Genomic DNA, 21,964 nt, shown 5'->3' with positions numbered 1-21,964 from the left:
GCACACCATGCCAGAATCAGCACCAGTAGAAATTAAGGTAGAGAGCCAGTTCCTACCCGACCAATCAGAGCCCGCACAGCAACGCTTTGCCTTTGCCTATACCATTACCATCCGCAATACCGGCGAAGAGGCCGTGCGCCTGCTTAATAGGCATTGGATTATTACCGACGGCGACAACCAAGTTCAGGAAGTACAAGGTGAAGGCGTCATCGGCAAACAGCCACTTATTCCACCAGGTGAATCATTTAGCTACACCTCGGGTGCAGTCATAGACACCGCTGTCGGCACTATGGAAGGCAGCTATGAAATGATTAGCGCCTCGGGTCGGCCGTTCATCGCACCTATTGGTATCTTCTCCCTCGCTCGCCCCTCAGCGTTACACTAAGAGCGCCAGATGAGTCGATATGCGGTAGGTGATTTGCAGGGCTGTTTAAAGCCCCTGCAATGCCTGCTAGAAAAGGTGCATTTTAATCCGCAACAGGACCAGCTCTGGCTAGTGGGTGACCTTGTTAATCGCGGTCCCGACTCACTAGACACGCTGCGTTTTCTCTACAGTATAAAAGACAGTCTGCATATCACCCTCGGCAATCACGATCTCCACTGTATCGCCTTGGCCCGCGGAACCACTAAGCGGGGACGCCACCCCAGCCTTGATGCGCTGCTAAATGCCACGGACTGCGACGAGCTAATGCAGTGGTTATTGCAACAGGCACTAGTGCTGCGCTCAGAAGATGGTCACTACCTGATGAGTCATGCCGGCATTCCCAATGCCTGGAGTAGCGAACAAGCACTGGACCTAAGTCGCGAGGTCGAAGCTGTATTGCAGGGCCCAAATGTCGATGAGTTCTTCCAAAATATGTACGGCGACGAGCCACTAGTGTGGAACGATAATTTACAGGGTTATGAGCGTCTTCGGGCAATTACCAATCACCTGACGCGCATGCGTATCTGCGATGCCGACGGCCAGCTCGAGTTTGGCTTTAAAGGTATTGCCGCAGACATCCCCGCCCCCTACCGACCTTGGTTTGAATGGCAGGACGAAGGACGCCGCAGCGAAACCCTACTATTTGGCCACTGGGCCGCACTCGAATGCAGAACTGATCGCGACGATATTATTGCGCTGGACAGCGGCTGTGTTTGGGGACGCAATATGACCATGCTAAATATGGATAATCGCGATATTTATCGCTGCGATTGCCAAGCCTAAATTCAAGTTCCCCTCTAGCCCCACAGCACAACGCCATCACAAACCCCAGCAACAAGCCTAGCCACCGCGAAATGCTATACTGCCGACATATTTTTAAGGCAGCAACCATACCTCAGCATGAAAACTTATCTGGTCGGCGGCGCGGTGCGCGACAAACTATTAGGCTACCCCTTTCACGAAAGAGATTGGGTGGTGGTGGGTGCGCTCCCAGAAGACTTACTCAAGCAGGATTTCCAGCAGGTCGGTAAAGACTTCCCGGTGTTTTTGCACCCCAGCAGCAAAGAAGAATACGCCCTTGCCCGCACCGAACGAAAATCGGGTGCCGGCTATCATGGCTTCGTCTGCGACTTTAGCCCCAACATCACCCTAGAGGATGATCTAAGTCGCCGCGACTTAACCATCAACGCAATGGCCGAAGACGACAACGGCGACATCATCGACCCTTATGGCGGCATGAACGACCTCAACAACCACATATTGCGGCATGTATCACCAGCCTTCAGCGAAGACCCACTGCGCATCTTGCGGGTTGCCCGCTTTGCTGCGCGCTACGCCCACCTTGGATTTACTGTCGCTAAAGAAACCAAAGACTTAATGTGCGCAATGAGTGATAACGGCGAATTATCAACCATCGCCGCCGAGCGCATCTGGGTAGAATTGTACAAAGCGCTCAAGGAGCAATCCCCCGCCGCCTTCTTTACCGTGCTTTTAGACTGCCGCGCACTACACGCACTGTTTCCGCTGTGGCCGCCCGCCCTAAACACCGCAGTACTCGACAGCGTGGCACGAGCCGCAGATTTGAATATGGATGCCGATATTCGCTTTGCCATCGCCTGCAGCGCCCTAAATGTCGATCATTGCAAAATTTTGTGTAGCGAACTTCGCGCTAGCAATAGCGCCGCATGGCTGGCTGAGCGTTTTTCCGCCAATATTCCATTATCGTCCTTAAGTAATAACGAAGAATGGCTAGCGCTACTTGAAGCATTCGATTATGCCCGCCGCCCACAGCATCTTGAGGCCTTTATAGCTGCGACAACGTTACTGATACCCGAGGAAGATCGCCTAGGCCAATTGCAGCTAGCCGCTGCGACCTTGCGGGATATTAAACCGGCCGAATTTATTGCGCAGGGGTTCAACGGCCCAGAATTAGGTAGGGCTTTGCGAGCAGAGAAGATCAGACATTTAGCAGAGCTAGGGTGCGGCGTCTAAGACACTAGCCCGCAGATATATCGCGGCCCTGCCATTGAAACGGCACTGGCCACAATTTTTGATCAGACTGATAGCCCTGCCATAAAGTGCGGTAATTACGACCGTCCACAGGATGACAACGTTCTGGTGCAATTTCACTCAGCGGTAACAGCACAAAGGCGTTATAAAGAATTTCTGCGCGCGGCAGCTCTATGCCCGCGTGGCACCCGCAGGCGTCGTCGTAACTTAAAATATCAATATCTAAAGTACGGGGGCTAAACTTTGCTGCCCCCACCTTTCGGCCATTACTCAACTCTATTGCCCACATTTGCGCGGCCAACTCATTTAGCGGCATATCGGTGGAAAACCCCACCGCCATATTCAAAAACAAACTCCCTGGAAACCCCACCGATTCACTTTCGTAAACCCGAGACAAAGTTAAGGAGCCAAACTGCTGATTAAGACTATCAAGCGCAATAGTCATATGACGGTAGCGCTGGGTATTACTGCCTAGGCTAAGGAACACTTCTGGCATTAACGCCGACCACGCTCAATAATAATGCCAACATCTTTGGCCTGGCGCATAGCACCCGGCTTGCTCAAACTTAACCGCATCCAAGGCACCGCAAAGTCCGTCATTATCAATTCAGCGCAGCGCTGAGCCAGCGTCTCCACCAAGTAAAACTCACTGCGTTTCACAAAGTCTTCCACCGTCTCGGTGATCGCCTTGTAATTTAAGGTAAGAGCAATGTCATCACTGGCCGCAGCGGGGCGAATATCAGTACCCAACTCCAAATCCAGCACCAAGATTTGGCGATGTGCGCGTTCGAAATCGTAGATGCCAATAATGGTATCTACCTGTAAACCGCGTATATAAACAATATCCATAGATGGCCTGTTGCCGAACAAAGAGTAAATCAGACTGCGCTTAATTCGGTCATCGGCCAGCGCGGCCGTATTGAAACACTGAGACCTTCGTGCTGACCGGCCTGCAAGCGACAATGACCAGCATAAGCAATCATCGCACCATTATCTGTGCAAAATTCTGGCCTTGGGTAAAATACTTCGCCACCGATCTTCGCCATTTTCTGGGCCAAGCGCGCACGCAATACAGTATTGGCACTCACCCCACCCGCCATCACTAAGGTACGTAAGTTTTCTTGAACCAGAGCGCGGGTGCATTTAATAAGCAAAGTATCCACCACTGCCTCCTGGAACGCCGCTGCGATATCAGCTTGATTCTGGGCATCGTAGGTACCGGCTTTGCGGCTGGCAGTCACAGTATTTAAGGTAAATGTTTTCAAACCACTAAAACTAAAATCTAAACCAGGACGATTCACCATGGGGCGTGGAAAGGTATATCGGCCCGGAGTCCCGCGCTCGGCTGCCTTCGCGACCTGAGGGCCACCCGGGTAACCCAAATCGAGCATTTTTGCTGCTTTATCGAAAGCTTCCCCGGCGGCGTCATCCAAAGATTCACCCAAAATACGGTATTGGCCAATGCCATCAACACGCACCAGCTGGGTATGCCCACCAGAAACAAGCAGAGCGATAAACGGAAACCTCGGCGCGTTTTCTTCCAGCATCGGGGCCAACAAATGCCCCTCCATATGATGCACTGCGACCGCGGGAATACCCCAGCCGTATGCCATGGCGCGCCCAGCACAGGCACCTACCATCAAGGCGCCGGCAAGACCGGGGCCGTTAGTAAATGCCACGCCATCTAATTGCTCACCGCGCATTCCGGCTTTATCTAAAACTTCGCGGATCAAGGGCAGCAATTTACGCACATGATCCCGTGACGCCAATTCTGGTACCACACCACCAAACTCCGCATGCAGCGCAATTTGACTATACAGAGCCTCAGCGAGCAAACCTTGCTCGGAATCATATATCGCAACGCCTGTTTCATCACAGGAGGTCTCTAGTCCTAAAACACGCACTTGCAAACTTCCCATGCTAATTGAGGGCGCATGATACTGGCTCAATCGGATTCACACCAGTTATCCCTTAATGGCTTTGCTTTTTGCCACAACAGAGTATAGAATTCAGCGCCCTTGGAGTGCTGCTTTTTATTTAGCAGTGCAGACAGCAAATTTTGTTCCATTGATTAGGACAGGTTTAACGAATGCCTTCAGTCAAACTCAAAGAAAACGAACCATTTGATATCGCCCTACGCCGTTTTAAGCGTTCTTGCGAAAAAGCAGGCGTATTAGCAGAAGTTCGTCGTCGTGAATTCTACGAAAAGCCAACTTCTGTTCGTAAGCGTCAAGCAGCCGCAGCGGTAAAACGTCACGCTAAGAAAGTATCGCGCGACAACAAAAAGCAGCAACGCCTCTACTAAGAGCTCTTTTTAAGAGTTTTTAGTAGCGCATAGCGCTTTAGCTCAATCCCTCCTTTATAAAGGAAACTCTGCGAGCCCATGGCAGATCAAACGCTTAAGAAATCACTCACAGACGCGATGAAAACCGCGATGCGAGCCAAAGATAAAGCGACATTGAATGCCGTGAGACTCATACTCGCCGAGATAAAACGCATTGAAGTCGATGAGCGCATTGATATCGATGACGCGCGAGTTCTAGTTGTGCTCGACAAAATGTGCAAGCAACGTCGTGATTCGATTAGTCAGTATGAAAATGCTGACCGCGAGGATCTGGCCGAGCAAGAACGCTTTGAATTGGGCGTTATTCAATCTTATATGCCCACCCCCTTAACCGACGACGAACTGGACGGCCTCATTAAAGAAGCCATTAGCACCAGCGGCGCGGAAACGCTGAAAGATATGGGCAAAATTGTCGCCCTACTTAAGCCGAAGGTGCAAGGTCGCGCGGACATGGGCGCGATCAGCAAAAAAATTAAAGCACTGCTTGCCTAACGCAAACCTCATTGGCAATTGATACCGCCAACATCAACTGATACGCTCATTCAACTTCTGCTCCGGAAACTTTGACGTGGCCGCTAAAGGACGTATCCCTCAATATTTCATCGACGATTTACTCTCCCGAGTCGATATTGTCGATGTTATCAATCGCCGCGTATCGCTAAAGAAAACCGGCAAGAACTACAGCGCCTGCTGCCCGTTCCACGAAGAAAAAACTCCCTCTTTCAGCGTAAATCCCGACAAGCAATTTTACTACTGCTTTGGTTGCGGCGCCGGCGGCAACGCGGTGGGTTTTATTATGGATTACGAGCGCCAGGATTTTCCTAGCGCCGTCGACAATCTTGCCCACATTGCCGGGCTAGAGGTTCCACGCGAAGATCTCAGCCCCCAACAGCAAGTGAAACAAGAACGTCGCAAGACTATCTACGATCTCATGGAGCAAGTTTCGGCCCACTACCAAAAGCAGCTGCGCTCCGACTCGCAATCTCAGCGCGCCATCGACTATCTTAAGCGTCGCGGCTTGAGCGGGCGCATTGCTCGCGACTTCAATATTGGCTTCGCACCGCCGGGCTGGGACAATTTACTCAAAGCCTTTGGTGATACCGACGAGCGCAAGCAACAGCTAATCGACGCTGGCATGCTAATTGAGAAAGAAGATGGCAAACTCTACGACCGCTTCCGCGACCGAATCATGTTCCCCATCCGCGATAACCGCGGACGTGTTATCGCCTTTGGCGGCAGAGTATTAGGTGACGACAAACCAAAATATCTAAACTCGCCAGAAACCGATATATTTCAAAAGGGCAAAGAACTTTACGGCCTTTATCAAGCCCGCCAAAACAACCGTCACCTAGAGCAACTGCTAGTAGTAGAAGGCTATATGGATGTCGTTGCGCTGGCACAATATGGCATTATGACCGGCATCGCCACCCTCGGCACCGCCAGCAATACCGAGCATTTACGCACTGCATTCCGCTACGCTAGCGAGCTGATATTTTGTTTTGACGGCGATGCTGCAGGTCGCAAGGCGGCAGAACGAGCCCTGGAAAATGCCCTACCCGTCATGGAGGACGGCCGCCGGATTCGATTCTTATTTCTACCCGAGGGGGATGATCCAGACAGCGTGGTAAACCGCGACGGCGCCGCCGGCTTTCAGAAACTACTGGCCGGCGCCTCACCGCTAGAACGCTACTTTTTTGAATCATTACATGAGCAGACCGACCCCACCACCCTAGAGGGTAAAGCGCGCCTCAGCAAACTAGCACTCCCTAGGCTGCAGCTTTTGCCTGAGGGTGTATTTCGCCAACTCATGCTGGACTCACTAGCAGAGCGCACCGGACTTAGCCGTCAATCTGTTGACCAACTGCTCAAAGAAAGCCAAGCCATCGCCCAGCAAGAAAACACAAGGCCACCAGCACCTGAGCAACGGCGCAGCACAACAATCAAGCTAGCCGCAAAAGTGCCAGGATCGCGACGCGACCCCCTTCTTTTCGCCCTGGCAATGCTGTTATTTAATCCACGCGGCGCGGCTAGCGGCCCAGCAAGCATTAGCAACATAGACGCATCGCCATCGGCAGCTCTGCTTAATAACACCATCGCATTACTGCGAAAACGGCCAGAATCTAGCACCGCCATGCTATTGGGTCACTGGTACGGCCAACCCGAATACGAGGTGATGACCGAGGCACTCAAAACCATTGAACTGCTCGGCACCGAATTAAATGATGAAAAAGCGGAAACCGCATTTTTCGACACCTTGGCGCACATAGAGGCGCAAAGGTCGACCCAAACACTGCGCGGCCACGTAGATGAATTACGAAACCGCAATGAAGTCGACAAACCGCCAAGCGCCAACTACCCTGAACTTAGCGAAGCAGATAAGCAGCAATTACTGACGATTCAGCAGCTTTTAAAACAAAAACACCGCCTGTAGAGTCAAAATTTAACGCCGCCGCATGCCCTATAGTATTTATCACAACATACAATGAAGCCGATCAAACACCAATTACCACATCACACACTGAACGAGTCTGGAATTTACTGGTCGGATGGTGGGTCAGTAGGGTATAATTTGCGGCTAATTTTTAACCTGTACCTAACGAGTAATTTGAAAGAATGAGTGACTCAAAGCATCAATCGCGCCTCAAGCAACTCATTGCCAAGGGCAAGGAACAGGGTTACCTAACGTACTCTGAGGTCAACGACCATTTACCGGAAGATATATCTGATCCGGATCAGGTCGAAGAAATCATCCAAATGATCAATGACATGGGTATTCAGGTGTTTGAACACGCACCTGATGAAGACACCCTGATCATGGCCGGCAGCGACTCCCCAGATGACATCGCTGCGGCTGAAGCGGCTGCCGCCCTCGCCGCTGTAGAAACCGAAACCGGTCGCACCACCGACCCTGTGCGCATGTATATGCGCGAAATGGGTACGGTTGAGCTATTAACCCGCGAAGGCGAAATCGTCATTGCGAAGCGGATCGAAGAAGGCATCCGCGAAGTAATGGCCGCACTAGCTTACTACCCAGGCGTTGTTGCTGGCGTATTGGTTCAATACAACCGAGTTGTTGCTGAAGAGCGCCGTCTCGGCGATATCATGAGCGGCTACTTAGACCCTGCTGACAATGTTCCGTCACCACAGGCCCAAGCCGCTGCTGCTGCAGAAGCCAGCGATGATGATGACGATGCTGTGTCTGGCCCAGACCCAGAAGAAGCCCGCATCCGTTTTACCGCCTTGCAGAAGCAATCTGACAAAGTTGAGAAGTCTATTGCTGAACACGGTCGCTACAGCAAGCAAACTGCTAAAGAATTAAACGCCTTGGGCGAGCTATTCAAATTCTTCAAGCTCACCCCAAGTATGTACGACCCATTGATTGAAGAAGTTCGCACCACCCTGAGCTCTATTCGCTCTATGGAACGCGAAGTAATGACAATCTGTGTCAAGAAAGTCGGCATTGATCGCAAGGAATTTATTCGCAGCTTCCAAGGTAATGAAGCGAACCTAAAATGGGGCGACGAGCTACTCAAAAAGCACCCCAAGCTAGCCGACTTCAGCGATGTCATTCGTCGCCTTCAAAACAAGATTGCCTATATTGAAGAACGCCAAGACCTAACGATTTCTGACATTAAAGAAATTAACCGTCGCGTTTCTATCGGTGAAGCCCGCGCCCGTCGAGCCAAGAAAGAAATGGTCGAGGCCAACCTGCGTCTGGTTATTTCGATTGCGAAAAAATATACCAACCGTGGCCTGCAGTTCCTCGATCTAATCCAGGAAGGCAATATCGGTCTCATGAAAGCGGTAGATAAATTTGAATACCGCCGCGGCTACAAGTTCTCAACCTACGCAACTTGGTGGATACGTCAGGCTATTACCCGCTCTATTGCTGACCAAGCGCGTACTATTCGTATTCCGGTACACATGATTGAAACGATTAATAAACTCAATCGTATCTCTCGGCAAATGCTTCAGGAAATGGGTCGCGAACCCACCCCTGAAGAACTTGGCGAGCGCATGGAAATGCCAGAAGACAAAGTGCGTAAAGTACTTAAAATCGCCAAAGAGCCTATCTCGATGGAAACACCCATCGGCGATGATGAAGATTCACATCTGGGTGACTTTATTGAAGATGGCACTATCTCTTCACCGATTGAGTCTGCCACTGGCGAAGGTTTGCGTGAAGCCACCAAAGACGTACTTTCCGGCCTTACCGCACGCGAAGCAAAAGTATTGCGGATGCGTTTTGGTATCGATATGAACACCGACCACACCCTTGAAGAGGTTGGTAAACAGTTTGACGTTACCCGCGAGCGTATTCGTCAGATCGAAGCCAAGGCATTGCGCAAATTGCGTCACCCAACACGCTCAGATCATCTGCGCAGCTTCCTGGACGAATAGAGCACAGCAGAGACAAACCGAGCTTGCCACGGCCTTTCAGGCCAGTGGGAAGCTCGGCTCACAATATTTAGACGGAAATTTTACGATGCTAGCGAACACTCTGCGCCAGCTATGCACCGCGAGCTTTGTTATTGTTTTGCTGAGCCTAATCGCCGGCTGCCAATCTCCACCACCTCCGCAGCATCCAAATTCTACTGCACAAGCGATCTTAACTACCCAAGCCAAAATCATCAGTGTTTCGCATGCGCAACAATTACTGCAATCTCAGCAATTCGAAGCAGCTGAAATTGATTTCAAAGCCATACTCAAAACCAGCAACGATCGCAACGTCATTCAGCAAGCCCTAGCTGGACTAACGCTGACCTATCTACACCCAGATAGCCCACTCCTAGATATCACCTTGGCAACCGCCACTATGGACCACCTCTACCAGCAGATGATGCGCTGGCCTCAAAGCCAGCACAGCCTCGATCTGCTGTTCTTCAGCGTAAAACTCTACCTAGAGCAAAGGCTGAGCTTAAATCAAGAAATTGCCCTACGAGAAAAGGCCGAGGCCAAACAACAGCAACTGTTAAACGAAGCGCTTACCCTGCAACGGACTATTGAAAAACTACGCCAATTAACACTGCAGTAGAGCACGCCAATAGTCAGACACTGCGCTCAAGATAGGCGCCCAACAAACCCCGTAAATTGGCAATATCTTCCTCTGACTGAGCCATCAGCAGCGGCACTGTACGCCAATGTTCGGTGCGTAAATGCGCCACCAAACGGCCTACCTGACCACTGTCACTATGGGGGCCCATCACAATTAATTGCCACGGCAGTTCGGTCAGTAACTCAGCGACCCGCGTTAAATCACCACTGTGATAAGTGTTCCAATGTTCGGCACCGGGAAGCCGCTCAATAACTTGAGCTAGGGTATCTCCCTCCTCGATAAGCAGCATATTGCCCACTGCCGTTGCCGGCAGTAAATCTCGCACTACCGCTGTCAACTCATCACTCGCCACCGGCTTCACTAAATAGCCGCTGGCACCCAGTAACAAGCCCAAATCATGTTCATTCAACATCGACAACATCAGCACCGGCACACTTGCCAGCACCGCATCACCGCGCAAGCTGTGCAACACTTGCCAGCCATCTAAACCCGGCATCATCACATCTAGCACCACCAAATCAGGCCGATGCTCTCTAGCCATGGCCAAGCCTTCCGCGCCCGACGACGCGGTGCGAACTCGGTAACCTTCGCGACTCAAAACTCGGTGACTTAAATCCAAAGCCGCTAAGTCATCATCAATCACTAAAATATCGCCGCTGGCATTTTTCTTCAAAGCCGCCAAACTGCCATCACCAGCACCCAGCGGCAGCGTGAGCCTAAATGAAGACCCCGCACCCAGCTCACTGCTCGCAGTGATACTGCCGCCCATAAGCTCTGCAAATTTGCGTGAGATCGTTAATCCTAAACCCGAGCCACCATACTGCTTGGTGGTCGACTGGTCGGCCTGAACAAAGGCGTCAAACACACGCCCCAGCTGATCTTCACTCATACCTATGCCGGTGTCTTTTACCTCTGCAACTAGATAATCACCGTCCTCTTCAGCCTGTTCAGACACCGTAAGATAAATATCCCCAGACCGAGTAAATTTGGCCGCATTACTTAACAAATTCAATAAAATCTGTCGCAGACGGGTGACATCAGTACGAATACGGGCATTCTGCAATTCAAAATGGCAGTGCAGAGTATTGCCATTTTTTGCCATTAACGGCGCGACGGTCCCTTCTACGTCACCCAGCACCGTCTCTATAGCAACATCTTCCCAAAACACCGCCATATGCCCGGATTCAATTTTAGAAATATCCAAGACATCATTAATCAAGGTCAGCAGATGTTTACCCGCTAATTGAATTTTCTCAAGATCTGGCTTCAAATCGCCTACTGAGAGCTGTTCTTCTTCGGCAATTTCCTCCAATAGCATTTCTGAATACCCAATAATGGCATTCATTGGAGTACGCAACTCGTGGCTCATATTTGCCAGAAAACCGCTCTTCGCCTGATTGGCCGCATCCGCTCGTCGACTCGCTTCACGCACCCGACCCATCGCCTGGCGCAGACTGGATGCCATATCATTAAAGGAGTTCGCCAGCTGACCAAATTCATCGTGGCCCATGTCGGCAATGCTGTAATCAAAATTACCACGGCTCCATTCAGAGGTGCCTTTTTGCAACTGTCGAATCGCACGCCGAGTATACCGGGTCATATAATACCCAAGTACAAAGGTAGTCATTAGCGCTAACAAGAACACTCCCAGTGCGACCTTGTTAGTCATGCTAACAACCTCGCGGAGTCGCACGTTTATTTCATCTGAACGCGTTAACAAATACCATTCGTTGACACTAATACGCGAACTTAAGGCCTCGTACTCGCGCTGCAATTCTTCGCCACGTGGGCCTTCATTAGATTGCAGAAAATCACGCCAATGCTGCAGCAATAGCGCCGCCTCTAGCGGCTCGTAACGCCCCGCTTCCAAATACTCTTGTAGGTTGCCATTCAACTCCCGCTCCAGCGCCACCAAAGCATCAATGCCGCGCAACAACTCCTTGCGCTCCTGCCCCGTGATACCACTTTGCGAGCCCGAATCTGCCAAAGCATCAACCACGAGTATTTTTCGCTGGGAGCTATACATGCGTTGACTAAAATCATTCAACTCAGATTGAGTGCGAATCACATGTTGCAGCAACCACACATTGCGCCGCCTAGTGTCATTCCCCCACACCTGAATCAACACACTACCGAGTGACAGCACCAAAATGGCGACAAATGAGAAGGTTAAGCGGCGGGTAAAACTCATTCAGCAGTACCAAGCAGATGTTCAATTTTTCCTAATAACCTCGGCAAATCGACCGGCTTAGTATCGTAATCATCACAGCCCGCCAAGAGCGCCCGCTGACGATCATCGGCCATGGCGTGCGCGGTTAAAGCAATAATAGGAATCGCCTGTAGCAAATCGTGGCCCTTCATTTCTCTTGCAACCTGCCAGCCATCCTTAACCGGCAAACTCATATCCAATAGCATCAAGTCAGGTTTAGCCTGCAGCAAGCACATGTCGATACCCTGCTGACCATCCACCGCCAGCAATACCTCATAGCCTTTACGCATTAAGCGCCGACTCAGCATATCGCGGTTCATCTCATTGTCTTCAACAAGTAATATTGTTGGCATTACAGCACCCATACCTTATTCACTAAATGCACTTTTCAGCACCTGCTCTAGCTCTGAACTTGTCGATGTTAGGGTCAAAATATACTGGTACTCCACGTCTGGACTCTGCGCCGTAATTTTTGCATAGCAAGCCACATCAAAGCCGTCGATACTCACATCCGCCAACATCGGCAGTGCCTCGCTGCTCGTAATTCGCAATTGCTCGCCGGCGCGCGCATGCAGCTCTACCGAGTACTGTTTAGACGCCGTTTGCTTACCTGCCATTAAGGTGAGATCCAAGCACATTTTAATGCTGCACAACTGCCACTGATCCGCGCTTGGCGGCAGCAGTAAATCGTAGGGAATCCCCACCCCTAAAATCTCTATCAGCTCCAAGGCGTCACCCATGCCTTTTAGTGATACCGGCACACTGTCGCCTGACAGTATCTCTATAGAGGCCGCCGCTACTGTGGCCGGTGCTGCTAATATCTGGCTGCCTACCGTGCAAGACTCGATGCGGCCCGCAAGATTAACATTGTGTCCAACCACGCCGTACTTAGAGCGCAAGTCTGAGCCCACATTCCCCGCCACAACATCGCCGGTATTCAAACCAATACCCATAGAGATTTCTGGTAAACCGTCAAGCCGATTACGAGCGTTAACGTCTTTTATCGCGAGCTGCATCGCCACAGCGCAAGCCAAAGCGCGATCACAATCATCTTTATCGCTTAGCGGCGCGCCAAAAATGACTAGAATACCGTCGCCCACAAACTCATCAACGGTCCCTCTAAAGCGCTGAATAACCTCAGTCATCTCACCAAAATAATTATTCAGCAACTTCACACACTGCTGAGGACCAAGTTGCTGACTGAGCGCCGAAAATCCACGGATATCCGCCATTAGAATAGTGACCTGGCGCAGCTCGCCGCCCAGTTCCAAACCATCGCTGTCATCTAATAGACGCTGAACAATTTCATCTGACAGATAGCGGCCAAATATCTTGCGAATAAAGCGCTGACTTTTTTCCAATTCAGCAAGATACTCACGCTCCCGGTCTCGCCAGCCCTTAGCCTCCAGCAAGGCGCTAATTCTGGCTCGCAACAAGGTCCCGTTTACCGGCTTGAGCAAGTAGTCACTGGCGCCGGCATCAATACACCTAACCGCGCCCTCCTCATCCTGCATTCCACTCACAACCACCACAGGAATGCGGCGCAGAACCTCGTCACCGCGAATAACCTGCAGAACCTCATAGCCGTTCATGTCGGGCATCACCAAATCAAGCAATACCAGATCGGGCTCGGCGCTGCGCATAATTTCTAAACAGCGCTCACCGCTCGCGGCTTCTATCACCATATAATTTTGGCGCTGTAACTGGTGTGCCAATAAGTCACGGCTACTGTCGTTGTCATCTACCACCAAAATACTAGCGGCCATATGCTCTTTATCATCGCGGATAATGCCGCGCTTAAAGCTTTTGAAAATCTCTGCTATCGGGTCTGAAGCCGTCTTGTCGTCATCACTTAAATTAAAGTGCTCCAAAAGGCCCTGAAATAGCCGCGATTGGTGGCGAATTTGGCGAATATAATCGCAAACTTGCTCATCGTCACAATCCTCAAGCAAGATATCGCCAAACCCATCCACCAGCCCGATAGCATTACGCAAATCATGTCGCAGTCGGGACAGCTCAGTTTGGGAGTCTGCTGAAAACGTTGAGACAGAGCCCAACATCTCGATCATCGTCGACGCTGCCTTAGCGATTTTCTTAACATCGGCCGTTAATTCAGACGAATGTGAAATCACCGCCAACTCTAGCAAGGCCTCAGTAAAGGCAAATACCGAGGCCAGTGGCGCCTGCAAGGACTGACGTTGATCATCCAAATACGCTTTAAAAATACGATCGCGATTACTCACGCACGGCCTCCAACATTAAAAATAGCAGCCCAGATTATTGCACTTCGCTGGCAAAATAGCATACGCACGGCGATTTCTGTTAACACAGCAAGCCCAAGTACTGGCCAACCCCGCCACTGCACTCTATAATGCGCGCACGTTTTAGGCCGAGGTAGACCTTCTACCAATCCCTCGCCCACAGCAATCTTATCCAGTTGCAAGAACCAGCAAACTAATTAAGAGCGCTAAAAACAAGGTAATAACTAAAAAGAACAAACACGCGCAGCGTGTAAACGGCTGATTTATCAGCAACACGCTAGCGGTGAATCGCAGCAGCGTTTAAAAATAAGGGCCTTTAGCTCAGTTGGTTAGAGCATCCGACTCATAATCGGCAGGTCCCCAGTTCAAGTCTGGGAAGGCCCACCATTTTTCTTACATTTCATATGTTTATGTGGAATCGACGCTCCGATTCCATAATCGGCACCTCGTCGCCCTCTCCCCCACCTAATATTCCTTCGCCTGAATTTTTCAGAAGAGCGAACTATTTCTGAAGAAATGTATTTATTAGGATCAAGCGGGGGCTTTTGAGGGCTATGGACTTCCCGGTGTTTACTAGACAGTTGATGATTTGAAAATCAGCGACTGACCGCTATTGACGAAGGAGCCTTTCGTACTAGCTTTTTATGCCGTATGTCTTAGTTTGGTTGTGAGTTCAAATGGTCAACGCAACACATGCGGTCAATTGATCAGCGAGGGAGACTCAAAAAAGTAATTTCCCCTCAGAATCAGTAGTGCCAAAACCCCTCAAATTTGCGTGTCGGACCACGCTCCGCTCGACGTTCGGTCGCCAGCCCCGCCAAGAGTGGAGGTGTCATGCTCTACGGATGCAAAGATTGCCTTTAACACTGACCTAGATTAATGTCTTAAGATACTTAAGTTCGCACAGTCATAATAAAAACATATAAGGGATATATATGCAGGTTAAATGGGAAACTTGGACGTCCGCAAATAAAATAATTTTCGTATCTGGTTGTACTGCTGCAGTTTCCTTTCTCCTTCCTTGGGTTGATATCGGATTTATGTCTAGAAATGGCATTACTCAAGGTACGGTTTTATTTGGGGTCCTTCTACTCTATCCGTTCATACAAGTACTGAAAGGCCGAGACATTATTTACTGGGCAGCACTCGGCGGTATTATTTCAGCGGCAATTTTAGATATAGTTTACATAAACAGTAAAACAATTGAATTCAAATTTATGGGCATGGGTGTAGATGACCCAATAAACGCATCGTCATCTGGATCTCACTTATTTCTGATTGCATGTGCCGCAATGGCATGGGGCGTGGTAATGCATATATCAGCCCACAAAACCGACACAGGCAACAGCATAACAACAGCCAATGTGATCTACGACCACGTAAAAAAATACCGCCCAATATACCGGATCTCATTCATAACCTGGGCCTGGATCTCATCATTCTTCGCAATAATATTAACTTTCGAGCTATGCAGCAGATTGCTTTACCACAGCAACGAACAAGGGATTACGACCGATCGACATTATGGTTTACCGATATTGATTACGATACTCATCATTGCAGGCCTAAAACTATTGCATAAATCTTATTACTCATTGAAAGCGACATCATCACCACATTTAGCAAAAGAAAAAATGTTTAGAATGGCACTATGGGCTTCTGTAATCGCAATTACGGCATATTTAGGTGTTTATATTTACGATTCATTTTTTTGGAAAACATAAAACAACGGCCAAAAAGTCGTCTACAGCGATTACGCATTGATACGAAGACGTCTCTCAGATGCCCTAATACTACATTTATGTGAAGCACTTAAAGATGCATGTTGGCTATTGTGATTTCGCTCACCAGACACTTTACGGTTTCAACAGTTTTGGAATATCGAAAGGTGAAATCACCCCAAAATTCTTGATATCAATCCAAGTACGTAGTGCCAAAACCGCCGAAACCCCTCGAACTTTTTGTTTCGGCCGAGAGAAAATTTCGATCACGCCGCCCCGGGCCAAAACCTCCCGAGAGTCGCCCAGAGCGCGCCCCTTTCACACTTTTCCGGCCCCGGGATAACTGCCCCCATCGCCGGGGAAACGACCCCAGGGAGACCCACTCTCGACGACGTGAAATCAGCCAGTGAAATCCGGAGCGTCTGTCGGAAAATTTCACTTCCGCTGTTCCGCCACCCTTCTCCGTTTTCCGCTTTCCGAAGAAACCCCATGATTATCTTGGACTTACCCAGAAACTTCCTATTCAAACTGCCCTTTTCCGCCTTTCCGTCAGCGGAACCGTTCTGCTCTGACCCAAGTTTCTCTTACGAAACAACCGCTTATCAAAATCGTTAGATTCACTCATAATCGGTAGGTCCCCAGTTCAAGTCTGGGAAGACACACCATTTTTTATATTTCATGCAGTTATGTGCTCCTGAAAGCATAGTTTGGCCGCTCACGTATTGACGCCTCTACCCCATTAACGGGGGATAACACTCAACAAACCCTATTTATAATCACGCCCCACCCGCAGTGGGCCAGCACTCGACGAGTCAAGAAACACCATACACTAACTGCCCCTTATAACACCGAGACATCAGTAGTATAAAGTGCGTAAGCACTGGACTTGGCTCGAACAATTCCCTGAATAAAATTGAACTTGGCCCGACAGTATCATTTACTTGCTCCGAGCCTAATTTGAAACACTAAAGCCGGAAGCATGTGTCAGATTAGTTAGCCTGTCGCTCGCAAAAAATAACCCACTACTATGGCCGCAAGGCTTTGAACAACAGTGGGGAATCTGATTTGGAACCTTGAGAATCGCACTGCAATGAGAGCCAAAAAGTATTGCGGGGCTTGTCCATAGCTCCCCAGAAATCCGGAGATATCGCATGCGAGAAACGAGGTAGCCGTCGCCTTCTGGTAAAAAGCGGACGGTCAAAAACACGTACTCCGGTGAAGGTCGTAGGTTGTTATAAGGGCGATCATATCACCTCTAGTCCGGTGGCCAAATTCACTACACCACTATACTGTGTGAAAACCTCAAACAGAATAGCGCTGGGTTGCCTAGATTACACAGGGAGCTCCAAAGCTATAATTACCGTTACCAGACACAATTGTGATATAACTATTTGATTGTTAATAAAAGTATTTTAGTTTCCAATTTTTACATTTAACTTGATATATATAAGATAAATCTTGTAATGGGCCGCCGAATACTTGCCCATGAGCACGATGGTTTTGATTCTGTTAACTCCTATAAATAGTTGAACCCGCCTAAATAATGAATTATGTGAGTGATCGAGTGCTGCTTTCGCAATCTGTTCGCAATCGAGATGCCTAGTGATAGCGGGAGCTAAATCACCGAAGGAATAAGAATGGTTCGGGGAAGTCATGCCTCAAGACCTTAGGGTTATTGCGTCAGTTTATCGCAGTCTAGTTGCCATTCTTAAAGAAGAAGGGCTCACTTCGTTTGATATTTCTGAAAAAATCGGTCTCGATGTTGGGCGCTTAACCGCTCCGCAGGCGATGCTCAGCCTAGCGCAAGTAACCACGTTGTGGGAGCTGGGCTATGGATTTCGTGGACTGGAGATTGGTATTGATGTTGCCCAACGAATCCGTTTAGTTGATTTTCAGGATATTGGGGTCTTTTTGACAGCAACCGAAAATGTCGGGGAATTACTCAAACAGCTAGATAATTACTCAGCGTTGTTCAGCAATGTTATGGAAATCGATGTAACGGAGACTCACGCCGGAATTCAGCTGTCACTAAACTACAACGCTAGCGTATCGCTAGTCTGGGAACGCTTAGATTTTCTTGCCCTGTCGACGGTTGTGTTGGTGTCCCAGTATCTTGATAGTCATTTGCGTTTGGCCGCAGTTGAGCTTACTCGGATAAAGCCACCTTATACAGAGCCCTGGGACGAGGCTTTTGGCGTAAAGGTGAAGTGGGCGGCGGCGGTCACTCGGCTTACGGTGGCGCATGATGAGGCTTGTCAGCCGGTATTGACCCATAATGAACAACTTAAGAAGGAACTTCAGTTGTTGCTTGATCGACGCCTGCGAACGGGGAAAAAATCACAACCTATAGATGAGATAAGAACCGTCATGATGAAACAAATGATCAGCCGTGTTCCCAATATTAATTCGGTATCCGACGCGTTGCATATCAGCCCCCGCACTTTGCAACGTCGTTTATCTAATAGTAACTCATCCTTTAGTGATCTATTGCTATCGCTGCGCAAAGATATGGCGAAAAAATATCTTGAATTAGGACTTTCTCCCACCGAAATAGCCGACACACTTGGTTATACTGACTTGGCCAGTTTTAATCGCGCTTTCAAGCGCTGGGAAGGTGTTACTCCGGGTCAGTACAGCCGTCTTTTTGATAAATAATATGACGGCTAAAATCGTTGTCACTTCTTAAAAAGTTTGGTGATAATATGTTGCTTCTAGCTGCGTAAATAGTGTGCTTTTACAGCATTAATGGGATTAGTTAATGCCTCCGAGGTAGCTATCTCGAAGGCTAATATCAACTGGATTTAACCGTTACTTTCTGTTTCACAGACATCGCCAATGGCGTTCCCGTTTTGGTCGGACTGATCTATATTTGAGTCAAAGGGGCAGTTGTCATCCGCATCGGATAGACCGTCTTTGTCGAGATCAGGGATCACTCTAGCCAATTCGATATTAAACACACCTTCTGCGGGGTTCCCTGCTTGTTTGCCAAATCCTATTAGATTTGCCTGAAAATAACCTTTGATATACTCATCGTTTGCTTGGCTCACGGTTAATTCACAATTTTCACTGCGTAGGGGAGTTTCACCATCACGTTGCAGGATGAGTTCAAGCTCGCCATTATTGCAGCTATAGCTGCCTGTTTGGGGAGTAAGAGATCGTATTTCCCAATAGCTGTCGTCACTATCCCTACTAACAACTTTCAAATTACGTCGCATTTCCGTTCCCGCGGCGGTGTAGCGCATGTCGCCATTGTAGTGATGGTTAACGTTAGCAACATCGCCACTAATTCCATCAGCACTGTCAGAGTTGCTTTTTCGCAGTTGCTGATTGTTAGACGATGCTTTATCCCCGCTTCCTCCATCTCCACCACATGCAGAAAGCATGGCAAGTACTGTAGTGACTAAAAATGGTGTAATTAGATATTTCATTTATAACTCCTGCTCAGCTTAATTAGACCGATAAATGGGCGCTTCTGACGAAAAGTCGGGTGAGCCGATATTCGCCGGCAAGGCCGCTGTACATGGTTTTGTAATCCACTTCGCCATACTGATCAGTAAATCGCTTAGCAAAAACTTGAACGTGTTTTTGATGTAATTTCTTTGATTTTTTAGTGTGCTTTAAGAGCACTGTTTCGATATAAACTCTTTGCGCATATGCGCCGGAGGTATCCCCACTATTTCCTTTTAAAAAGGAAATAGTGGGGATTAGCATCAGACTCGCTGCACCAGTTGAGCCCACAATAAACCGTCTACGACTGATCATTTTATTATTCATTCTGTTCTCCTGATACTAATTCCATGGACTACAAGTAAGCGTTGATGGCAGCCTCATACCGTAACCCCACCGACGTCCTAAATTTCTTTCCTGTAAATGCATGTCAAAAGAAAATAGCTCTTGCTGAAATTTTTTCAAATGCGGGTAGATGCGTTGGTCATGTATAAAATGGCCGTCTGGAAACCGGCCTAATGATCGATACCAATCGTGGGGTAAATCAACAAAAAACCGGGATGCGCAAAATACGGCCAGACCGACATTTATCGGTGGATTAATATTGAGCCAGTCTTGTTCCGACTTGGTTTCATCATTTCGCGGCACGCTGTCTGACCAATAACTGATCGGTACCATTTTATTGCATCCAAGGGTTGCTTCCAAAGCGTGATTGGCTGACATCCAGTAAATGATACGTGCTGCCATGTCGACTAGCTCCTTGAAGGAATTAATCGCTACGGGGAATCCATTTACCCGTCCTGCGACAGCCGTTTCACTAGCAAAATATTGCAATTCATGATCACCGCGCACGTCGTCGTCGGAGCGGTAATATTCACCTAAGTAGTTGCCTACCCATCTTTCAATTATGGGGAGTAGGTCGTCATCGTCATGCAGTGGAAAGTCTGTAATAGCGCTAAAGATATTCTGGCCGCTACGATCCAGCGGTGTACTTTGTTCAACAAAGTGGTAGAACGCTGATCTGTCGACCACTGCGTCGAGGAAAGTTTTTCCAGTCCAGCCAGAGACCTTATCCATCATACCAGTGAGCAAACCTTGATCGCTGCGACCATAGGTGTCGGCTTCTTGCGTGCCAGTGTCCCAGAATATGCCAGTATGGTTGTTGGCGATGAGCGTCATCAGATGCGGCTCCAGTAAAGCCCGGAGCGGGTGTTGTCTGGAGATGTTGCGATAAAAACTGATGGCGATGGGGGCGACATATACATGCATAGAAAGATGGTCAACTACGCTGCTCATTGCGTACATACTCATGAACAGTGACTTGGCCATTTGCCACGACCAGTAGTCATCGCTTGGCGTCATAATATCTGAGAGCGGGCGCTCTGGGTTTTGCTTATTCGATGTTTCCCAAGCGGTTCTCTCATCGGCCGTTTCGGCTGTGTGTTGAGTACTTTGTATGGCAATAAGTTTAAGTGGGCCACCCTTCTTTGGCACAGCAAACAAGGCAATCGGGGTGTAAAACCGTCCTCCCGCGGAGTTCTCTGCCGGAGGACGGATGTTGAACTGCTGGTATTCCTTATAATCAACAATAAATGTGCGGCCTTCTGCCATCGCTTGATCTATATCATCGAATCTAAAGTCGTTAGTTCGGCGGAATATATCGTTGTTCACCTTGAAGTTAATCTGGTGTTGGGTATATAGCACAAGACGTGTAAACGGCGATGAGTGTGCGACTTGGGTCCAAGCAATTACATCGTCGTCACGGAAATCACTGTCAAAAGGTTGTCTTGGGTAACGCTCAGGCAGTGGCGGATAGAAGTCTAGGGTGTCGACAGCTTGCGCCTTGGTCGCTGGTGCCAAAGTTAAAATTGGGTCGAGAAGATTGACTCGGAAAAAGAACGGGCCATCGCCGTCAGTGAGGTTTTCAGTGACCACTGACAGTAACCTAGTAATATTATTGAGTACCTCTGTATTTTCTGTCCAGAGTAGCCAGTTGCGGTCGAAGTAATAAAAAAGTGGTTCGTAGATGTCAATGCCGTCTTCACCTGGGTCGGAGTCGTCACTGTCGAACTGATCTTCTTGAGCGAACTTCTGCCGATTACCTTCGCTACCGCGTAATGTCCACACTGAATTTTGGTTGACCTGACTTGCACCGCGATTGCCGTGCACAACGGCACCCGGGATTAAATCGTAGTTATACCAGTTGTCGGCTTTGGCGGCGGCTAGCTCTTCGTCACGCAACAGCTGCTGCTTAACATTGGCTCGTTGATGGATTTTTGGAAATGGATAAACGGGCTGCTCATCATGACCATAACCGGTACCTATCTCGGCACCACCGGCTCGATCGTAAATCGCACCGACACCAAGGGGAACGGGAGTTATTCCTTCGTTTTCTACATGAGACACTAGCGGTACTCCTTATTATTTTGTAGAGATAGGGGCTTTTGTTATCGCGCCATTTTTCCTGTTTGTAATATTGGCTCTTAGGTCGG

19 protein-coding genes and 1 tRNA gene are annotated in these 21,964 nt (G+C 49.0%); 11 read left to right on the top strand and 9 right to left on the bottom strand.

What is annotated here, in order from left to right; all coding sequences use genetic code 11:
- Positions 1–7 precede the first annotated feature (7 nt).
- From apaG to ACI955_RS01385, 3 genes are all read left to right on the top strand, one after another.
- Positions 8–385 carry a Co2+/Mg2+ efflux protein ApaG gene (gene apaG, locus ACI955_RS01395; RefSeq protein ID WP_368376985.1) on the top strand — a complete coding sequence of 126 codons (378 nt, stop codon included), beginning with the start codon at positions 8–10 and terminating at the stop codon, positions 383–385.
- 9 nt (positions 386–394) lie between these two features.
- Positions 395–1,207 (top strand): symmetrical bis(5'-nucleosyl)-tetraphosphatase, encoded by an 813-nt coding sequence (locus tag ACI955_RS01390; RefSeq protein ID WP_415241943.1) that lies wholly within the window; start codon positions 395–397, stop codon positions 1,205–1,207.
- A gap of 117 nt (positions 1,208–1,324) precedes the next feature.
- A complete protein-coding gene (locus ACI955_RS01385) occupies positions 1,325–2,416 on the top strand; it encodes a multifunctional CCA tRNA nucleotidyl transferase/2'3'-cyclic phosphodiesterase/2'nucleotidase/phosphatase (protein ID WP_415241942.1) in 1,092 nt (363 codons plus the stop codon).
- Positions 2,417–2,420: 4 nt separating this feature from the next.
- Here the strand turns inward: ACI955_RS01385 and folK are convergent, their stop codons facing one another.
- From folK to tsaD, 3 genes are read right to left on the bottom strand one after another with little or no spacing between them, the layout of a single operon-like run.
- On the bottom strand, positions 2,421–2,930 hold the full coding sequence (folK, locus tag ACI955_RS01380; RefSeq protein ID WP_415241941.1) for a 2-amino-4-hydroxy-6-hydroxymethyldihydropteridine diphosphokinase: 510 nt from the start codon (positions 2,928–2,930) through the stop codon (positions 2,421–2,423).
- Entirely contained in the window at positions 2,930–3,283 is a 354-nt protein-coding gene (gene folB / locus ACI955_RS01375) for a dihydroneopterin aldolase (RefSeq protein ID WP_415241940.1), read from the bottom strand. Before folB ends, folK begins: the two co-directional genes overlap by 1 nt.
- 29 nt (positions 3,284–3,312) lie before the next feature.
- On the bottom strand, positions 3,313–4,338 hold the full coding sequence (gene tsaD / locus ACI955_RS01370) for a tRNA (adenosine(37)-N6)-threonylcarbamoyltransferase complex transferase subunit TsaD (protein ID WP_415241939.1): 1,026 nt from the start codon (positions 4,336–4,338) through the stop codon (positions 3,313–3,315).
- Between the two features lie 185 nt (positions 4,339–4,523).
- Here tsaD and rpsU point away from each other — a divergent pair, with 185 nt between their 5' ends.
- The 5 genes from rpsU (at position 4,524) to ACI955_RS01345 (ending at position 9,813) form a co-directional block, all read left to right on the top strand.
- Positions 4,524–4,739 (top strand): 30S ribosomal protein S21, encoded by a 216-nt coding sequence (gene rpsU / locus ACI955_RS01365; RefSeq protein ID WP_103682796.1) that lies wholly within the window; start codon positions 4,524–4,526, stop codon positions 4,737–4,739.
- Between the two features lie 78 nt (positions 4,740–4,817).
- Positions 4,818–5,270 (top strand): GatB/YqeY domain-containing protein, encoded by a 453-nt coding sequence (locus ACI955_RS01360; RefSeq protein ID WP_415241938.1) that lies wholly within the window; start codon positions 4,818–4,820, stop codon positions 5,268–5,270.
- Between the two features lie 76 nt (positions 5,271–5,346).
- Positions 5,347–7,209 carry a DNA primase gene (gene dnaG / locus ACI955_RS01355; RefSeq protein WP_415241937.1) on the top strand — a complete coding sequence of 621 codons (1,863 nt, stop codon included), beginning with the start codon at positions 5,347–5,349 and terminating at the stop codon, positions 7,207–7,209.
- A 182-nt stretch (positions 7,210–7,391) separates the two neighbouring features.
- Positions 7,392–9,179, top strand: coding sequence for an RNA polymerase sigma factor RpoD (rpoD, locus tag ACI955_RS01350; protein WP_415241936.1), 1,788 nt, complete (start codon positions 7,392–7,394; stop codon positions 9,177–9,179).
- An 85-nt stretch (positions 9,180–9,264) separates the two neighbouring features.
- On the top strand, positions 9,265–9,813 hold the full coding sequence (locus tag ACI955_RS01345; RefSeq protein ID WP_415241935.1) for a hypothetical protein: 549 nt from the start codon (positions 9,265–9,267) through the stop codon (positions 9,811–9,813).
- Positions 9,814–9,826: 13 nt separating this feature from the next.
- On the opposite strand, the gene ACI955_RS01340 is transcribed toward ACI955_RS01345, so the two are convergent.
- Genes ACI955_RS01340 through ACI955_RS01330 form a run of 3 tightly spaced genes read right to left on the bottom strand, consistent with a single transcriptional unit; the run spans position 9,827 to position 14,286 of the window.
- Positions 9,827–12,025, bottom strand: coding sequence for an ATP-binding protein (locus ACI955_RS01340; protein ID WP_415241934.1), 2,199 nt, complete (start codon positions 12,023–12,025; stop codon positions 9,827–9,829).
- Entirely contained in the window at positions 12,022–12,396 is a 375-nt protein-coding gene (locus tag ACI955_RS01335; protein WP_415241933.1) for a response regulator, read from the bottom strand. Before ACI955_RS01335 ends, ACI955_RS01340 begins: the two co-directional genes overlap by 4 nt.
- A gap of 15 nt (positions 12,397–12,411) precedes the next feature.
- The gene (locus ACI955_RS01330) at positions 12,412–14,286 is read right to left on the bottom strand and encodes a response regulator (protein ID WP_415241932.1); all 1,875 of its coding nucleotides are present in this window, start codon (positions 14,284–14,286) and stop codon (positions 12,412–12,414) included.
- Between the two features lie 328 nt (positions 14,287–14,614).
- On the opposite strand from ACI955_RS01330, the gene ACI955_RS01325 reads away from it, so the two are divergent.
- The 3 genes from ACI955_RS01325 to ACI955_RS01315 all read left to right on the top strand — a co-directional run bounded on the left by ACI955_RS01325 (position 14,615) and on the right by ACI955_RS01315 (position 18,680).
- Positions 14,615–14,691, top strand: a tRNA-Ile gene (locus ACI955_RS01325).
- 548 nt (positions 14,692–15,239) lie between these two features.
- Positions 15,240–16,028, top strand: a complete 789-nt coding sequence (locus ACI955_RS01320; RefSeq protein WP_415241931.1) for a hypothetical protein — start codon at positions 15,240–15,242, stop codon at positions 16,026–16,028.
- Positions 16,029–17,678: 1,650 nt separating this feature from the next.
- Positions 17,679–18,680 (top strand): helix-turn-helix domain-containing protein, encoded by a 1,002-nt coding sequence (locus ACI955_RS01315; protein WP_415241930.1) that lies wholly within the window; start codon positions 17,679–17,681, stop codon positions 18,678–18,680.
- Between the two features lie 146 nt (positions 18,681–18,826).
- On the opposite strand, the gene ACI955_RS01310 is transcribed toward ACI955_RS01315, so the two are convergent.
- The 3 genes from ACI955_RS01310 to ACI955_RS01300 are packed head-to-tail and all read right to left on the bottom strand — an operon-like array spanning position 18,827 to position 21,878.
- The gene (locus ACI955_RS01310; protein ID WP_415241929.1) at positions 18,827–19,453 is read right to left on the bottom strand and encodes a thrombospondin type 3 repeat-containing protein; all 627 of its coding nucleotides are present in this window, start codon (positions 19,451–19,453) and stop codon (positions 18,827–18,829) included.
- 22 nt (positions 19,454–19,475) lie between these two features.
- Positions 19,476–19,799, bottom strand: a complete 324-nt coding sequence (locus tag ACI955_RS01305; protein WP_415241928.1) for a hypothetical protein — start codon at positions 19,797–19,799, stop codon at positions 19,476–19,478.
- A 15-nt stretch (positions 19,800–19,814) separates the two neighbouring features.
- Entirely contained in the window at positions 19,815–21,878 is a 2,064-nt protein-coding gene (locus ACI955_RS01300) for a lipoxygenase family protein (RefSeq protein WP_415241927.1), read from the bottom strand.
- Between the last annotated feature and the right edge of the window lie 86 nt (positions 21,879–21,964).

Source organism: Zhongshania sp., from assembly GCF_047636175.1.
Taxonomy (GTDB): Bacteria; Pseudomonadota; Gammaproteobacteria; order Pseudomonadales; family Spongiibacteraceae; genus Spongiibacter.
The sequence above is the reverse complement of the archived record's forward strand: the minus strand, read 5'-3'. Positions and strand labels throughout refer to the sequence as shown.

Excerpts from the sequence above, each read along its gene's own strand:
- apaG (WP_368376985.1), top strand. The coding sequence starts at position 8 with ATGCCAGAATCAGCACCAGTAGAAATTAAGGTAGAGAGCCAGTTCCTA.
- ACI955_RS01390 (WP_415241943.1), top strand. The coding sequence starts at position 395 with ATGAGTCGATATGCGGTAGGTGATTTGCAGGGCTGTTTAAAGCCCCTG.
- ACI955_RS01385 (WP_415241942.1), top strand. The coding sequence starts at position 1,325 with ATGAAAACTTATCTGGTCGGCGGCGCGGTGCGCGACAAACTATTAGGC.
- folK (WP_415241941.1), bottom strand. The coding sequence starts at position 2,930 with ATGCCAGAAGTGTTCCTTAGCCTAGGCAGTAATACCCAGCGCTACCGT.
- folB (WP_415241940.1), bottom strand. The coding sequence starts at position 3,283 with ATGGATATTGTTTATATACGCGGTTTACAGGTAGATACCATTATTGGC.
- rpsU (WP_103682796.1), top strand. The coding sequence starts at position 4,524 with ATGCCTTCAGTCAAACTCAAAGAAAACGAACCATTTGATATCGCCCTA.
- ACI955_RS01360 (WP_415241938.1), top strand. The coding sequence starts at position 4,818 with ATGGCAGATCAAACGCTTAAGAAATCACTCACAGACGCGATGAAAACC.
- rpoD (WP_415241936.1), top strand. The coding sequence starts at position 7,392 with ATGAGTGACTCAAAGCATCAATCGCGCCTCAAGCAACTCATTGCCAAG.
- ACI955_RS01345 (WP_415241935.1), top strand. The coding sequence starts at position 9,265 with ATGCTAGCGAACACTCTGCGCCAGCTATGCACCGCGAGCTTTGTTATT.
- ACI955_RS01340 (WP_415241934.1), bottom strand. The coding sequence starts at position 12,025 with ATGAGTTTTACCCGCCGCTTAACCTTCTCATTTGTCGCCATTTTGGTG.
- ACI955_RS01335 (WP_415241933.1), bottom strand. The coding sequence starts at position 12,396 with ATGCCAACAATATTACTTGTTGAAGACAATGAGATGAACCGCGATATG.
- ACI955_RS01320 (WP_415241931.1), top strand. The coding sequence starts at position 15,240 with ATGCAGGTTAAATGGGAAACTTGGACGTCCGCAAATAAAATAATTTTC.
- ACI955_RS01315 (WP_415241930.1), top strand. The coding sequence starts at position 17,679 with ATGCCTCAAGACCTTAGGGTTATTGCGTCAGTTTATCGCAGTCTAGTT.
- ACI955_RS01310 (WP_415241929.1), bottom strand. The coding sequence starts at position 19,453 with ATGAAATATCTAATTACACCATTTTTAGTCACTACAGTACTTGCCATG.
- ACI955_RS01305 (WP_415241928.1), bottom strand. The coding sequence starts at position 19,799 with ATGAATAATAAAATGATCAGTCGTAGACGGTTTATTGTGGGCTCAACT.